The sequence below is a fragment of the Pedobacter borealis DSM 19626 genome, assembly GCF_000708285.2.
GTDB classification, from domain to species: Bacteria; Bacteroidota; Bacteroidia; order Sphingobacteriales; family Sphingobacteriaceae; genus Pedobacter; species Pedobacter borealis.
Map to the genome: position 1 here is coordinate 1 of NZ_JAUG01000041.1, position 16,742 is coordinate 16,742.

Annotated in this window: 14 protein-coding genes; 6 read left to right on the plus strand and 8 right to left on the minus strand. The window is 38.8% G+C overall.

Translation table 11 applies throughout. From position 1 onward, the window contains the following. The first annotated feature begins 157 nt into the window (after positions 1-157). From AW17_RS12670 to AW17_RS12685, 4 genes are read left to right on the plus strand one after another with little or no spacing between them, the layout of a single operon-like run. Positions 158-1,549, plus strand: a complete 1,392-nt coding sequence (locus AW17_RS12670) for a TolC family protein (protein ID WP_029276935.1) — start codon at positions 158-160, stop codon at positions 1,547-1,549. Positions 1,550-1,562: 13 nt separating this feature from the next. After that, positions 1,563-4,847: an efflux RND transporter permease subunit gene (locus AW17_RS12675; protein ID WP_029276936.1), complete on the plus strand. Its 3,285-nt coding sequence runs from the start codon at positions 1,563-1,565 to the stop codon at positions 4,845-4,847. Between the two features lie 13 nt (positions 4,848-4,860). Then, the gene (locus AW17_RS12680) at positions 4,861-5,961 is read left to right on the plus strand and encodes an efflux RND transporter periplasmic adaptor subunit (RefSeq protein WP_029276938.1); all 1,101 of its coding nucleotides are present in this window, start codon (positions 4,861-4,863) and stop codon (positions 5,959-5,961) included. Between the two features lie 26 nt (positions 5,962-5,987). Further along, a complete protein-coding gene (locus tag AW17_RS12685) occupies positions 5,988-6,929 on the plus strand; it encodes a helix-turn-helix domain-containing protein (protein WP_029276941.1) in 942 nt (313 codons plus the stop codon). Between the two features lie 546 nt (positions 6,930-7,475). On the opposite strand, the gene AW17_RS12690 is transcribed toward AW17_RS12685, so the two are convergent. Further along, positions 7,476-8,069 (minus strand): 2OG-Fe(II) oxygenase, encoded by a 594-nt coding sequence (locus AW17_RS12690; RefSeq protein WP_029276943.1) that lies wholly within the window; start codon positions 8,067-8,069, stop codon positions 7,476-7,478. 109 nt (positions 8,070-8,178) lie between these two features. On the opposite strand from AW17_RS12690, the gene AW17_RS12695 reads away from it, so the two are divergent. Together AW17_RS12695 and AW17_RS12700 are read left to right on the plus strand one after the other, a co-directional pair. Further along, entirely contained in the window at positions 8,179-9,183 is a 1,005-nt protein-coding gene (locus AW17_RS12695; protein WP_029276945.1) for a phosphotransferase enzyme family protein, read from the plus strand. A 62-nt stretch (positions 9,184-9,245) separates the two neighbouring features. Next, on the plus strand, positions 9,246-10,109 hold the full coding sequence (locus AW17_RS12700) for a dienelactone hydrolase family protein (protein ID WP_029276947.1): 864 nt from the start codon (positions 9,246-9,248) through the stop codon (positions 10,107-10,109). 712 nt (positions 10,110-10,821) lie between these two features. On the opposite strand, the gene AW17_RS12705 is transcribed toward AW17_RS12700, so the two are convergent. From AW17_RS12705 to AW17_RS12735, 7 genes are all read right to left on the minus strand, one after another. Next, on the minus strand, positions 10,822-11,784 hold the full coding sequence (locus tag AW17_RS12705; RefSeq protein ID WP_029276949.1) for a hypothetical protein: 963 nt from the start codon (positions 11,782-11,784) through the stop codon (positions 10,822-10,824). 7 nt (positions 11,785-11,791) lie between these two features. Beyond that, a complete protein-coding gene (locus tag AW17_RS12710) occupies positions 11,792-12,889 on the minus strand; it encodes a toxic anion resistance protein (RefSeq protein ID WP_029276951.1) in 1,098 nt (365 codons plus the stop codon). A 27-nt stretch (positions 12,890-12,916) separates the two neighbouring features. Beyond that, entirely contained in the window at positions 12,917-13,531 is a 615-nt protein-coding gene (locus tag AW17_RS12715; RefSeq protein WP_029276952.1) for a TerD family protein, read from the minus strand. Between the two features lie 4 nt (positions 13,532-13,535). Next, positions 13,536-14,090, minus strand: coding sequence for a TerD family protein (locus tag AW17_RS12720; RefSeq protein ID WP_029276953.1), 555 nt, complete (start codon positions 14,088-14,090; stop codon positions 13,536-13,538). A gap of 2 nt (positions 14,091-14,092) precedes the next feature. Next, entirely contained in the window at positions 14,093-14,929 is an 837-nt protein-coding gene (locus AW17_RS12725; RefSeq protein WP_029276954.1) for a phosphoribosyltransferase family protein, read from the minus strand. After that, positions 14,916-15,620: an HAD family hydrolase gene (locus tag AW17_RS12730; RefSeq protein ID WP_029276955.1), complete on the minus strand. Its 705-nt coding sequence runs from the start codon at positions 15,618-15,620 to the stop codon at positions 14,916-14,918. Before AW17_RS12730 ends, AW17_RS12725 begins: the two co-directional genes overlap by 14 nt. Before the next feature lie 103 nt (positions 15,621-15,723). Continuing rightward, positions 15,724-16,542, minus strand: a complete 819-nt coding sequence (locus AW17_RS12735) for a TerC family protein (protein ID WP_029276956.1) — start codon at positions 16,540-16,542, stop codon at positions 15,724-15,726. Positions 16,543-16,742 lie beyond the last annotated feature (200 nt).

Below are 16,742 nucleotides of genomic sequence, written 5' to 3' on the forward strand. Positions count from 1 at the left end.
ATTTAATAATCGAACTCAGGTTTTTAGCAACAGAAATTGCCCCTTTTTACTCCTTAAGTAACAATTCGATTATTATTTGATTCGCATAATTTTTGATTTGAACCGAATACTTTGATATAACGATCATAATTTACATTTGCAGTGTAAATTATACACTATGTCTCGTACATCTTTATTTTATTTTTCGTTATTATTATTTATCAGTCTATCCATCGGTGTAAGTGCACAAACGCTTAGCCTTAAACAAGCTGTTAACACCGCATTAAACAATTATGGCACCATTAAGGCCAAAGATAATTATGCCAATGCATCAAAATCATCTATCCAACAGGCCAAAAGAGAATATCTACCGAACTTCAGCTTAAGTGCCCAACAAGATTATGGTACCATTAACGGCCAAAACGGACCGCAATATGGTCTTGGTGGTTTGGGAACGGCTTCATCTGGTCCTTCCTTAGACAAACAAAACTGGAATGCTGCATTTGGCGGGCTCTATCTGGCTAATGTAAACTGGGATTTCTTCACTTTTGGAAAAATCAGGGAACGCATTAAAATTGCCGATGCCGCTTACCAAAGGGACAAAAATGACCTGGAACAGGAGAAATTCCAGCAGGAAATCCGTGTTTCTGCAGCATATTTAAATCTGCTGGCCGCACAAAGGTTAAGCAAATCGCAACAGAAAAATCTCGATCGCGCTATTACCTTTAAAAATACGGCCATCATCAGGGCTAAAAACGGATTAATTGCGGGAGTAGATTCTTCTTTCGCAAAAGCCGAAGTTTCCAATGCAAAAATCGCTTTAACAAAAGCTAAAGATTTAGAGCAGGAACAGGCCAACCGTTTGGGTGTGTTAATGGGATTGACCGCAACCTCATACAAGTTAGATACCACTTCAATTACGCGTATCCCTGGCAACCTGCTGGCAGATACAGTGATCAAAAGCTCACATCCACTATTAAAGTTTTACCAAAACCGTGTTGATGTTAGCCAGCAACAGGTTAATTATTTCAAAAAATTATACTACCCTACGTTTAGCTTATTCGGTGTAATGCAGGGCCGTGGTTCGGGTTTCAGCTCAGGTTATGCCTTAGATCAGGCTGCTTATTCTACCAGTTATGCTGATGGTATAAACCCTACCCGTGGAAACTATTTGATTGGCATAGGAATGACCTGGAACCTGTCAACCTTACTTAAAAACCGCCCGCAGGTACGTGCACAGGAATACATTAGCCAGGGTTTAAAGGAAGAATATAATCTGGTTGATCAGCAACTAAAAGCACAATTGGCACTTGCAGAAACTAAACTAACCAACGCTTTGGCCAATTACAGAGAAGCACCTATTCAGGTAAAAGCAGCATCTGATGCTTATCTGCAGAAAAATACGCTCTACAAAAACGGACTTACCACGTTAGTAGATCTTACACAGGCGCTGTTTACCTTAAACCGTGCCGAAACCGATCGGGATATTGCCTTTACCAATGTTTGGCAGGCCTTATTGCTAAAATCGGCAGCACTTGGCAATTACGACATATTTATCAACGAATTTTAATCTGGCTATATAAATGAATTTAATACGTTTCGCACTCCGCAAGCCCATATCCATCTTAGTTTTAGTAGCTGGATTGTTCTTTTTCGGTATTGGGGCCATCAATCAGATCAAGGTTGATATTCTTCCGCAGATGAACCTTCCGGTGATTTATATTGCGCACCCCTTTGGTGGTTACACACCCGACCAAATGGAGGCTTATTTTGGTAAACAGTACGTTAATATCTTGCTTTTTGCAAACGGTATTAAAAGTATCGAAACCAAAAATACGCAGGGTTTAATGCTAATGAAGCTAACCTACTACGAGGGCACCAACATGGCCCAGGCGGCGGCAGAACTAAGTGCGCTATCTACTAGGGCGCAAGCTATTTTCCCGCCAGGTTCGCAACCACCGTTCGTGATCCGTTTTGATGCTTCATCGCTTCCTGTTGGACAATTGGTATTAAGCAGCCCTATCCGCACCAACAATGAATTGCAGGATCTGGCCAATACTTACGTGCGTCCTAGCTTTTCAGCTATACCAGGTTTGCTCTCTCCTGCCCCTTTTGGTGGTAGTCCAAGAACAATAGAAATCAATGTGAATCCGTCACTTTTGCGTTCACATAACCTAACGGTAGACCAAGTGGTTGAAGCCATCAGGCTAAATAACCAAACCGCACCTTCAGGAAATGTGAGGATAGGCGATAAAAACTATATCACACCAACCAATTATACCATTAAAAAGGTTAAAGATTTTGAAAACATTCCCTTATTTAAAGGCAGCGTGCAAAATTTACAGCTCCGCGATGTAGCAACCGTTAAAGATGGAGCCGATTTAGTAGCTGGTTATGCCTTAATCAACGGTAAACGCTCGGTGTATTTAAGTATCGCTAAATCTGGAGATGCCTCTACCTGGGATGTGGTTAAAAACTTAAAGAAAAACCTACCGAACATCCAAAATACCTTACCGGAAGATGTTAAGCTTTCTTACGAGTTCGACCAGTCTGTTTATGTAATCAACGCCGTAAAAAGTCTGATCAGTGAGGGCGCAATCGGTGCGATATTAACAGGTTTGATGGTTTTACTTTTCCTGGGCGATAAACGTGCAGCATTGATTGTAATCCTCACCATTCCAACCTCTATTATTGCGGGTGTTTTGTTCCTGAAATTATTCGGACAAACGATCAATATCATGACGCTGAGCGGATTGGCTTTAGCCATTGGTATTCTGGTAGATGAATCGACGGTAACGATAGAAAACATCCACCAGCATTTTGATATGGGCAAACCCAAGGCCGTGGCCATTTGGGATGCCTGTAAGGAAATCGCCTTCCCAAAACTGTTAATCCTGTTTTGTATCCTTGCCGTATTTGCACCTGCCTTTACCATGACAGGGATTCCAGGAGCATTATTCTTACCCTTGGCATTGGCAATCGGCTTTTCGATGGTGGTTTCATTCCTGTTATCGCAAACTTTTGTACCCATTATGGCCAACTGGCTAATGGTTGCACACCCAAAAAAAGGCTGTGAACATCACCCAGGCATTACACAGGATGAAGCTGATTTTGCCGCAACTGGCATTGCACTCGAGTCGGAAAAAGATACCTTGAACCAAAAAAGAGTACTGGTTGAACGAGAAGATTTTAGTGGCAATGGCAAAATTGGTTTCTTCGATAAATTCCGGAACCGTTTTATGCGTTTCCTTGATCGGATACTGCCTTACCGAAAATCTGTTGTTTTGGTTTATTTGGTGGTAATTATTGGTTTAGCAGCATTATTACTGGCTAATATTGGTCGCGATGTTTTGCCAAGAGTTAACTCAAGTCAGTTTCAGTTGCGTTTACGTGCACCTGATGGAACACGTTTAGAACGTACCGAAGAAAAAGCAAATGTGGTTTTGGCTGAGCTGAAAAAAATGGTCGGAGAAGAGCATATGGGCATTTCTTCTGTTTATGTTGGTCAACACCCTGCCCAGTTTTCGGTGAACCCCATCTACCAGTTTATGGCAGGTCCGCACGAAGCTGTTTTCCAGGTAAGTTTAAAAGACTTTGAGGAAGATATGGACGATTTTAAGGATCAGTTCAGGGAGAAAATCAAAAAAGTTCTGCCTGATGTTAAACTTTCTTTCGAGCCGATTGAGCTAACGGATAAGGTTTTGAGCCAAGGCTCTCCTACCCCTGTTGAAGTACGTATTGCAGGCAAAAACAAAAAGCTGAATGAAAAGTATGCCAATAAAATCCTCGCAGAACTGAAGGAAATCCCTTACATGCGCGATGTTCAGCTCGCACAGCCCATTAAATATCCATCATTAAATATCGATATCGACAGGACTCGTGCAGCGCAGATTGGGGTGGATATGGCCGATATTTCGAGATCATTGATTGCCTCAACTTCATCATCACGTTATACGGACAAAAATATCTGGTTAGATGAAAAAGCGGCTTTGCCTTATAGTGTTCAGGTTCAGGTACCACTTAACCAAATGACCAGTAAAGATGATATTGGAGAAATTCCGTTATTGAAAAATTCGGCACGACCAGTTTTGAGCGATGTGGCAAAAATTACTGCTGATACCACGGCTGGCGAAAACGATAACATTGGTGCTATGCCTTTCCTATCGGTAACGGCGAACCTTTACCATATGGATCTGGGTACAGCATCAAAAGATGTAGAAAAAGCCATCAAAGACGTTGGCGAACTGCCAAGGGGGTTAAATGTTACCGCCATCGGTTTAAGTAGAGTGTTAACTGATACTTTAGACAGCTTACAATCTGGCTTATTTGTGGCCATTGTGGTAATTTTCCTGATGCTGGCAGCCAATTTCCAGTCTTTTAAAGTTCCATTGGTTATCTTAGCCACTGTACCAGCAGTTATTTTAGGTTCACTATTGTTATTAACCATTACCGGATCAACCTTAAACCTGCAATCTTATATGGGGATTATCATGTCGGTCGGGGTATCTATCGCCAATGCGGTATTGCTCATCACCAATGCAGAGCAACTAAGAAAGCACAATGAAAATGCACTCGAATCGGCACGCGAAGCTGCAGCATTGCGTTTGCGCCCAATTATCATGACGAGTATTGCGATGATTGCGGGTATGTTGCCAATGGCCATCGGTCATGGTGAAGGTGGTGGAGCGGTTTCGCCACTAGGCAGAGCCCTTATTGGTGGCTTACTGGCTTCAACATTCGCCGTACTCATTATATTGCCATTGGTATTTGCATGGGTTCAGGGAAAACAGACTACCAATTCGATGTCGCTTGATCCGGAAGACGAAGAAAGCATCCATTACATTAAAGGTTTACAAGAAAAAGAATAAATCATCATCATAAATGAATACGAAGATATTTTCAACAGGATTATTAAGTACAGGATTTTTAGTGTTAACGGCCATGTATGGCTGTGGGCGCTCCGAATCGAAAGTAACACCCAAGAAAGAAAAAGAAGCAGCTATAGCCACCTTCGATCTTAAAAAAGAGAAGCTATCCACCAAACTGAGTTTGCCAGGCGAATTAATTGCTTTGCAACAAGTTGATCTATACGCTAAAGTAAGCAGCTTCGTAAAAACCCTAAAAGTTGATATCGGCTCAGAAGTAAGTAAAGGTCAATTGTTAATGACTTTGGAAGCACCTGAAATGACTTCCCAACTGGCTGCAACACAGTCGCGGATAAAAGCACAGGAAGCCATTTATACTGCGAGCAAAGCGAATTATAACCGTTTATACGAAACCAGTAAAACCCCTGGAACGATCTCTACAAATGACCTGGACCAGGCTATGGCAAAAAAAAACGCAGACCTTGCACAACTTGAAGCAGCAAAGGCGGCTTATAAAGAAGTGGGTTCAGTTCAGGATTATTTAGCCATCAGGGCACCGTTCAGCGGAATTATTTCAGCCAGAAATGTAAATTTAGGGGCTTATGTTGGTCCGACAGGTAAAGGCTCTGATTTACCTTTATTTACTTTACAGGATCAGAAAAACCTGCGTTTGGCTGTTTCCATTCCAGAAGTTTATACCGGATATTTAAAAGCTGGCGATGAGATTAGTTTTACCGTTAAATCTTTGCCTAGCCAGACCTTTAAGGCTAAGGTGAAACGTTTATCAGGCGCTTTAGATTTACGCTTACGTTCTGAACGCATTGAAATGGATGTACCAAATGCTTCGAAGGTTTTATTACCGGGTATGGTTGCTGAAGTGAACATTCCGCTTCCGGCCAATGCCAGCACCTTTATCATTTCCAAAAAAGCTTTATTGGATACCAGCGAAGGATTATTCGTGTTAAAAGTAGCCGATAACAAAGCGGTTAAAGTGGGTGTAAAAAAAGGCCGTGAAACCGACGATAAGGTAGAAGTTTTCGGCGATTTAGCAGAAGGTGACAAATTAGTGGCAGAACCGACCGAGGAAATGCACGAAGGAATGACGATTAAACAGTAACTTTACTTGTATTAAGCACTTAAAATATGTTATCAAAAAATCAAGAGCTTTCTACCCTTCAAAAAAAGGAAACATTAGAGGATTTTTACAATAAATTAAAAATCACAAGGCCTGAAATTCCTACGCCAAGTTTAGGAATGATCAATGATATCGGGCACTTTAATGTTTTTAACAGAACTACTGTTTGCAGCAACGTACCATCTGTTTTCAGCCGCAGAGATTTTTATAAGATTTCGCTGATCATAGGCAATGGGATTTTGCATTATCCTGATGCGCAGATTGAAATTAAAGGACGGGCATTACTGTTTACCAATCCGAATATTCCATATTCATGGGAAAGTACTTCGCCAAAACCTGCTGGTTTCTTCTGTTTATTTACCGAGAATTTTATCCATAACCGTAACGAAACCCTTCGCGATTCTTTATTGTGGCGCATTAATGATAGCCCGGTAATTCATATTAACGAAGAGCAGGAAGTTATCTTAACAGATATCTTTACTAAAATGATGAAAGAAATGGATGGCGATTACATCCATAAATACGATCTGTTAAGAAACTATGTGCAACTTATTGTTCATGAAGCACTAAAGGTTAAACCTCAGGATGTTGTTTTTAAACAGAATAATGCATCGGCGCGTTTAACTTCATTGTTTATCGAATTATTGGAAAGGCAGTTCCCCATTGGTTCTACAGAACATATTTTGGAGTTGAAAACAGCCCACGATTTCGCCTTCCGCTTGTTAGTGCATGTAAATCACTTAAACCATGCGGTAAAAGAAGTAACGGGCAAAACCACTTCTGAGCACATTTCGAGAAGGATAGCAACCGAAGCGGTGGCCTTGCTGAAACATACCGAATGGAATATTGCACAGATCGCTTATTGTTTGGGTTTCGAGTACCCCGCAAATTTTAATATATTTTTTAAACGTCAGATGCAATGCACCCCAAAGGGTTTTAGAGCAAATTGATCATAATCGTATTAAACCTAGTCGTTTAACAAGTGAAGCGCCGATCCTGAAATGAGGAAACGGCGCTTTTTTATTGACCAAAACTAAATAATGCGTTATCTCCAATAGTTTCGTCATTTCGAGCGGAGCACAGCGAAGTCGAGAAATCTTTTAAAGTTGCTACAAACCAAGTTCAAAGATTTCTCATAGAATTTTTCAATCCAATCATCCGTCATTTCGAGCGGAGCGCAGCGCAGTCGAGAAATCTTTTAAAGATGCTTTAAAGCTATGGACACAGATTTCTCCATTACGCTACCGATGAAAAATCGGTGAGCTTCAGTCGAAATGACGATACCCCTAGAGATTTCTCATAGAATTTTTCAATCCAATTATCCGTCAATTCGAGCGGCGTGTAGTGAAGCCTGGAATCTATGGAGAGGGTCGTCACCCTGAACTTGTTTCAGGGTCTTATCAATAACGCTTTTCAAAAATAGATGCTGAAACAAGTTCAGCAAGACGCATCTTATAAGGGATGATCAAACAGTTGCTCGATATTGAAGATTAAATTTAACCGATCTTTAACCAGCCTGTAATACTCATCCTTTGTTTATTGGTAAGCAATACCTCGTGTGCCAGGTCTGAACTTTTAAAGAAAACACTTTTACCGTTATTGGGAGAGATATGCTGTTCCTCCTCCACATGATAAATACGTAGCTCTCCCCCATCTTCTATTTTCCAATCGCTGTTCAGGTACATAATCATCGAATATTGTCTGCTTCCGTTGTTCTGAAACTGATCGATATGTTTTTTGTAGAACGTGCCCGATTCGTAAAGTGTATAATGAAATTCGTATCCGGTGATACCCGTATAACAGGTACGGTTTAAATAAACCACAAATTCGTCCATCAGATCGAAGAAATCATTTTCATATTGGTTATTATGCTTTCTGTCTAACCAGTAAATCACATCGCTTCTAATCAACTTGTTTTGATTCACAACCGTATCGTTACCCACGCCAGCATTTAAAAGTTTTTTATTTTCAAATAACCCGATCAGGTTATCTTTAAGATGAGCCGCTAAAGAAACACTTAAAAAGTTTTCGGCAATGCCCACTTTATCTTCGATAAAACTATCGATAAGGCAATCAAATATTTTTTCCAACAGATTGTATTAATCTTAAAACGATATGCCTAAGGAGTGTAAGGTAGTCTTATTTAATGGCGAAGATGTCATTTCTAAAATTTATATTTGAACCCCCAAAGCGCTACTTATGCAAAACATTTTCCCCGCACAATACTCTACCTTATCAGCCGCTGCCTTAAAAGATCATTTAATTGAAGCTTATCGGTTAGATCCATCCACAACTTGCCGGTTACTCATCAGAAATGTAAACGACACTTATATCCTGGAAAATCTAAGTCAGAAATACATCTTCAAAATCTACCGCGATGCACATCGCAAACGCAATGAAATTGAAGCTGAAATAGAATTGCTCAATATTTTAAGGACAAACGGAAACGCAGTATCCTACCCCATAACCGATGTAAATGGAAAACAAATTCAACAGTTTAATGCCATCGAAGGTTTAAGAAATGGTATACTGTTTTCTTTTGCTGAAGGAAAGGTGATTTTGGATCTGGAAAATGCGCACCTTATCCAATTGGGCCAAGACATGGCCACCTTGCACCAAAGTACTTCTTCAATAAAGCTGAATAATGCAAGACCGATATTCAACTTTGAAACGACTTTATTTGAGCCTTTGCGCGATTTAAAACCTCATTTTACAGAAATGCCTGAGGAATTTGACTACCTGACCAACATTGCTGATAAAGTGGTTAAAAAGTTCGAAGGATTTAATACTTCAAAATTCAGCTATGGCTATTGCCACTATGATTTTTTTCCTAAAAACTTCCATTTTGATAAAGCGGGAAAAATTACCTTTTTTGATTTCGATTTTGCAGGTGAAGGCTACCTGATTAACGATTTAATGTCGTTCCTTAACCATTATTTTTTCCATCAATTAAATAACCTAATTTCCAAAGAGCAGGCAGAAAAGGATTTCGACACCTTTTTAAATGCTTATCAGCGAGTTAGGCCGTTAACTGACGATGAATTAAAAGCCATTCCATTTCTGGGGATCACCTTTCATATTTTCTTCCTCAAATTCTTTTATGATAATTACGATGATTGGTCGAATGCCTTCTTAACCCCTCGTTATACGAAACACCGTGTAACACTGATTAAAAAATGGGAAGAAATGTATTGTAACTTTTAGGCAATGCTACCTCAAATCTCGACATCCTTGTTTATCTTGTATGGTAATTCAAAATCAATAAGATGGATCAGAAAATAATCAACCTGTACGATGAATACACCCATAGCCAGGTAAGCAGAAAAGATTTTATGAGAAAGCTTGCTATCCTGGCGGGCAGCACAGCATTGGCAATGACTATTTTACCTATGCTAGAGAATAATTATGCCGCTGCAGCAGATTTTAACAGTGATGATATCGAAGTTGAAAACATTACCTACGCTGGTGTTGATGGTGAAATGAAAGCTGTACTGGCCAAACCAAAAGGCAAAAAGAACTTAGGTTGCGTACTGGTTATTCATGAAAACAGGGGATTAAATCCACATATTATTGATGTAACCAAACGTGTTGCCGCCGAAGGTTTCCTGGCCCTTGGTGTTGATGCCCTTTCGCCGCTTGGTGGAACCCCGACAGATGAAGATAAGGGACGCGAGTTGATCGGTAAATTAGACCCTGAAAAGAACTTACAGAACTACTTAAAAGGATTGGACTATTTACGCAATAGAAAAGACGGCAATGGTAAAGTAGGCTGCGTGGGCTTTTGCTGGGGCGGTGGAATGGCCAATAAATTAGCGGTTAATGATCCTAAACTACAGGCAGCTGTTGCTTATTACGGTGCACAGGCCAATGTGGCAGATGTTCCTAAAATTAAAGCGAGCTTAATGCTGCATTATGGCGGCCTGGATGAACGCATTAATGCCGGGATTCCAGCTTATGAGCAGGCTTTAAAAGACAATAAAATTGATTACAAAATTTACATCTACGATGGTGTAAACCATGCTTTTAATAACAATACCTCACCTACCAGATATAACGAAGCCGCAGCAAAACTCGCCTGGAGCAGAACAATTGATCTGTTTAAACAAAAACTGGCGGTGTTGACGCGGTAGTAGTTAGACAACATACTGAAAAAAGAAGTTCAGTGTTAAAACCCAGAGCCGTCACCCTGACCTGTAGCGCAGCGGAAAGCTACGTAGTAAATTCATTTCAGGGTCTACTTTGCAAAAAAGATGCTGACCACGTAGTAGCTACAAGGCAATTGAAAACATTACTTCTACTTGTAAAATAAATTCAGCATGACGATCGTCTTAGTACTGGGTGCTAAAAACAGATATAAAATTAACAAAGGTGTGTCCACACATAGCACCTTTCAGGACAAGCTTTCGTTAATCTCGGGAATAACCACTTCTCTATTTTGGAAACGTGCATTCGGTGTTTAATAGGTGCTGTGGCCCCGCCATCACTTATAGTCCTCGCTGCGCTGCGGGCTATTCCGCTCTGTCGGGTTTATTTAAAGGTTAGTAGGTAGAATATCTTAATAGTACCACTAACTCTGCCACTTAAACCCGATTGCAATGTAAAGCCCACAGCGAGGCACGAGCGAGGACTTGGAATAAAAAGCGGGACTGCCAATACCGAAAAGTGCTATAATTGATTTCCAAAAAACTTAACTAACCTTGCATAAAACCTTAGTTGTAAGATTGCTTGGTCGTTCCTCCTCGCATCCGATAGCTATCGGATGACGATTTCTTGCGACAGTGATGATTAATAGGCACGATACTTCTTAGCTGCGCTCAGGTGTCTTAGGTGGTAAAAACCAATCTAAAACAAATCCGTTTTCAACATTGTCTTCAAAATATTCGATTGTACATCGAAATTATTGAGGTGGTTCAGGAAATTGATATCAGATATTTTACCATAACTATCTTCTAACAAATTAACAATCTCATTCGGAATTGCTGTTTTTAAAACCGCAGCATTACTTTTTAATTTATCGTTTTTATATTGCAGTTCCTGTACAATCCGTTCCCGTTCTGAAAGATTATTAGACATATCCAAATCTTTCAAAATGGTTAAATCGCAGAACAAAAACAGGTTTCTGCTTGGAAAAAACAGGTAATAACTATCTATATCCAAAAATTTATATACTTCAATTACCAGTTCGCCCGATTTTAAACCAATATAAAATTCGGTCCGAAAATCGTACTTACACAATTTGCCCATCAATTTTTTCTCGATGGTTGCATAAACGTTGGTATACACCTGTTTACCATGAAAATCAATCAGTTTAGCAAATTGATCCGGTTTAAGATCAAAATAAAAATCGTTGGCGTATCTGGAACTAAAAACATTGATATTTTTAGAAAAGGGAAAATCGGAACTGAGCTCAGAAAGCACACTGAATAGTTTCCGCAGCGATAGGTTCACTTTTAACGATTGCTTTTGTTTATCCTGTTGAAAACTTTTCTGATCAACAAGCGCACCTGCCATGCGGTCGATCAGTTCTTCATTCAGGTCAATTTCATCGTAAATGAGCGATACGTTTTTCTCATTGCTCTTTTTAATTTTTTTGAGCAGTTCGATCACGCTATCGGTAAACTGAAGATGGAAAAGATCTAATTTTTCGATCTCTAATTCTTCATTATTGGCAAAAAGTTGATGAATAACCTGGCTTCTTAAATAAATTTTATAAATCACCTCATCATCAAAAAACACAGAGAGCAACTGTAAACGGTTGATTTCTGCGCTTGATTTTTTGATAATATTTAAACGGTATTCATCCATATTTTAATTAACTCACCCTCGTTACGTTCTTTTTCAACTCTGTTTCCAAAGTTTTAAGTTCGCCATCTAGCACTCTTCTACTCTGTGCACCCGCTTCATGGATCTGTTTAACCTCATTAAGCGTTTCAATTAACGATGAAGTGGTTTGTTTCAAGGTCTCCAAAGATACTACTGTTTTTTCATTCTCTTTGGCTACATCGATACTGTTTTGTTTCAGCATCTCCGCATTTTTCTGCAAAATGGTATTGGTGGTGTCCGAAATTTTCTTTTGCATCTCTACATTGGCTTTCTGCCTTTGTAAAGCAACAGTAATAGTCAGTTGGTTTTTCCACACCGGAATGGTTGTAGATACAATCGACTGTGCTTTTTCTGCAATTGAGGTATTGTTGTTCTGTACTACACGGATTTGCGCTAAAGATTGCAGCATAATGAAACGAACAATCTTCATATCGGCCAGTCTTTTATCCAGGCGGCTAATGAAATCCCTTAAATCGGCAATTTCATAATCCTGATAATCGGCAGGTCGGCCCTCCATTTCAGCAAGTTTGATGTTCAGCTCGTTATATTTCATCTGTCCGGCAATAATTAGTTCCTCCATTTGGTGGATGTAACCAACATTGCTATCGAACATGGTTTGCAGCGAACTGTTGTCTTTAATCGAGTTTAACCTTCCAGCTTTAATTTTGTTGGTGATTTTATCAATATTATTCACCACCACATCATATTTCTGGAAAAGTTTCTTCACATCAACAACAAGGCTCTTTAAAAACGGAATTTTAGAGATAAAGCTTTTGAAGCCGCTTTGCTCCAATTCGGAAACATCAATATAATTCAGTTCGGTAAGCAGTTCGTTAATTAAACCGCCAACTTCTCCGCTGTTATAGGTCCGCACAGACGATAAAAACTCGTTACTGTATTTTTCCATTGAGTTTTGGGCATCGCTTCCGTAATTCAGGATAGAATTTACATCTGATGGTTCTAACGATTTTCCAATTTCATTGTATTTAACTGTTTCCTCTGAGCTTATTTTCTCGAGATCCACATTGCCATCTTTATCCAGTTTAACCGGAGTAAGGGCTTGGGTAACGTTTGGGTTGGTTTCCATAGTTTGATTAATGACCAGCTTTACGGCCTATAAATAGTTTTGAGTTACAGTTTTAACGGTCTCTTCGAGTTTTTTATCTTTGGTTGGTTCGCCAATGGCATTAAATTTCCATTCGCTGTTTTTCTTGTAAAAAACGCCCATTACCATCGATACGTGACCAGCAAAGTTGGCTCCGTTAGCAATATCATATTTAGCGAAAACTTCGTTTACACGTTTGGTTGTACCTTCGTAAATGCGGATAGAGGCAAACGGAATCGTTCCAAAATCATGACCTCTAAAGCTGTTCAAAACAAAAGCTACATAGTTTACATTAGCGTCTAACTGAGAGAAATCAAGTGTGATAATCTCGTTATCTAAACCATCATCACCACCCATATCGCCAGTTAAATCATCACCACTATGTTTTACTGAACCATTTTTAGATTTTAGGTTACCGAAATAAACGACCTCTAATAGTTGTTTGTTTTCGTTATATAACGCGCAGCTTGCATCTAAATCTACAGCTTCTTTTGATGATCCGAAACCGAAAAGGCCTTTCTTTTCAATGGCACCCCAGTTAATACCTACACAAACATTGTGAAGTTTGCTGCCATTACTTTTTTCCAGACTGATACGCTGTCCTTTTTGAAGATTGATTGCCATAATATTATTGATATTTGTTTAAATAATCCTGTAAACCACCTTTCATACCTACGCCAACGGCTTCAAATTTCCATTTGCCTTCGCGTTTGTAAATTCTTCCAAATTCTACTGCCGTTTCGATAGAGAAATCTTCTTCTAATTCGTATTTTAAGATCACCTCATTGGTTACAGCATCAAAAATACGGATGAAAGAGTTTCTAACCTGACCAAAATTTTGTCTTCTGTTGTCAGCATCGTGGATGGTTACCACAATACAGATCTCGTTTACTTTAGCATCAGCTTTGGTTAAATCAATTTTGATCTGCTCATCATCGCCATCACCATCACCGGTTAAGTTATCACCTGTATGCTCTACCGAACCATCTGGAGAAACCAAATTATTGTAGAATACAAAGCTTTCGTCTGAAATCAGTTTTTTCTGATCGTTTAGTAAAAAAACTGAAGCATCTAAATCGAATGCAGAACCTGTTGAAGAGCTGTTGGTATCCCAACCTAAACCTATTGTAAATTTAGGAGCATCGATATTTTCTCTTTGCCCCTTTTGCAAATTAATAGCCATATTTAAATTAATTTATAATTGTTGTTTTTGATATAGTCTTTTATAAGATGTAAATTTTTAGCATACGCTTCTATGGTATGGTAGTTATTCCCCAGGGATAGGTCGTAAAGCTGATTGATAAAATCGGTACTTCTACGTTCTAAAAATAGATTAAAACTGCTCGAAGTAGTATTTAAAATGTATTTTACAATACGGGTATTAAACCTAAAATTGCCGCTATCGATAATTTCTTCCAGATCAAAAATAGATTTGATCTGATGGTAATTCAGAAAATTCTCTACATTGGGATGAATATTTTTATTGACCAGTTCGGCAAAATAAAGCATGTGCATTTCGTTCTTTAAACCATATTCCTTAGCCATTTTTAAGATCATCCGCTCATGGCTTCCGGTAATTCTGATATCATCCAGAAATAAAAGTGTTTTACCAGCGAGAAAATCTTTATCGATATGAAATGAATCGTTTCCGATCAGCGAAAGCCTTTCTTCGGCACTTAACTCGCCATAATCTTCTTTATAGGTAATGGTTCTGTGCACTTTGGTTTCCTGTACCGCCAAGCCACCATTTTCCACCAGCCAACGGTTAAGCTGACAAACGAAATAGTTTTTCATGGCAAAGGTTGCAGTTGGAATAAAACTATAAGGACTAGAAATAACCACAATCTGATCGGTAATCACATTATCAGCTAAATAATAGCGGATAAAGCCATCGGCAAGGTCTTTTCCAAAAGATCGGGCCACCAGATCATCGCCAAACTTAAAGCGACTGTAATCGTCGGCGCTAAAGCCAAAATCGACTGTATTGTCTATTTTATGGAGTGAGAAATTATACGGTATCATAGAGTAGGTTTGAGATAGATAGATGATTGGAATTGATGAGCATACTGTTAATTCCCAATGCTTCTGCCCCACGAACATCAGCATGTGGGTTATCGCCAACATGGATTACATCTTTTAGCATTAACTCCGGATGTTTTTCCCTATCGATGGTATCTAACATCAACTGAAAAAATCCGGTATTGGGTTTAGACATCCTTACTTCATCAGAATACAGTTGAAAATCGATAAACTGATCGATACCCAAATGACTGATTACTTTTTTTAAGGTTTTCCCTTTTATAAAACCAGTATTGCTTAAAATATTGGTCGAACTTAAACCTGTTGACTTAAGCTGTTCCAATACGGTTAAAGAACTTTCGCTATACAGCAAAGGCATGTGGGTAAAAACCAGTTGTTCCATGTCGTGATCAATCTCCTGCAGATCCACATCATGAAAATTGAAATCGTAATCATTGATCATACTGATGATCATTAAATACATTTCATCAGCATCCACATTTTTCCCTGTCCGCTCATTAATAGCGTTTACCATTAAATCTACCTGGCGAAAAATAACAGCAATTTCTGCTAAATTTTTATGCTTAGTATTAAATTTCTGGTAAAAATATTGTGTCCGCTCCTGTTTATACGCTGGATTTGATTTAATCAACGTTAACCAAAGATCGAATGAGTAATGTTTGTAAAAAGCCATTGCAACCTGTTTCCTAATCTGTTTATAAATTCTAATATTACAAATTTGATTGTAATATTACCAAGGTTTAATTGTAAGATTTATCACAGATAAGCCTTATAATTTAAGATTTATCCAATACCTTTTCGGCATCGTCCGAAATGATGATATCGCTTTTGTGTTTTTTGGGATAGTTAAATAATAAGGATGTTAATACTGGTATAATGAAAATAGCTACCGTAAAAATAGAGACAAAAAGATCTGTTTTTTCACCTTCGATAGCGTGAGAAATAGGCGATTCGGGATAGAAATGTGTTACCAACGATGAGGTAAGTTTAATTCCTAAAACACCAATTACGATGAATGCTACCGTTTCTAAAAAGGTAAATTTCTCCATTAGTTTTACAAATGCCTGTGCTACAAAACGCATAGCCAAAATCCCGATAAAAACACCAATATAGATTAACCAGATATGATCGGTAAATGCCACAGCAGCAAAAACATTATCGATAGAGAAAGCCAGATCCATTACCTCTACCAAAGCAACAGTTGCCCAAAAAGTACCCATTACACCAACAGTAGATTTATAAATCCAGCTTTTGCTTTTGTCTACTTCCTCTTCTTCTTCTTCCTTGCCTTTATTGTTCTTTTTTCTAAAATAATCGAAAGCCAGGTACAACAGGTATAGACCACCAAGTGGTTTTAACCACCAGATTTTAACCAGCCATGCTGCCAGGAACAAACAGATCCCTCTAAAAACATAAGCGCCAATAATGCCATACTTTAATGCTTTTTCCCTTTGCGATTTTGGCAAATCCATTACCATAGTAGCCAAAACAGCAGCATTGTCTACCGAAAGCAAACTTTCGATCACAATTAAATTCAAAATAATTAATAGTCCGGCCTGTATATCGTCACCTAAAATCGTGTGCAAAAAATCCATTGAGCGAGTGTGTGTATGTTTTTAATTAAAGTTTTAGTTGACAGCAAAGAAACAAAATTTTATCAATCCCGATGCTTCAATCTTTTTTATTTATTGAATCGTTTTACTGATTAGATACCTAATCAATAAAACTGTTACGCAATAGGACTGAAATTTTATTAATGGTTTACAACAAATTCCACGACCTATCGTCGAGGCGC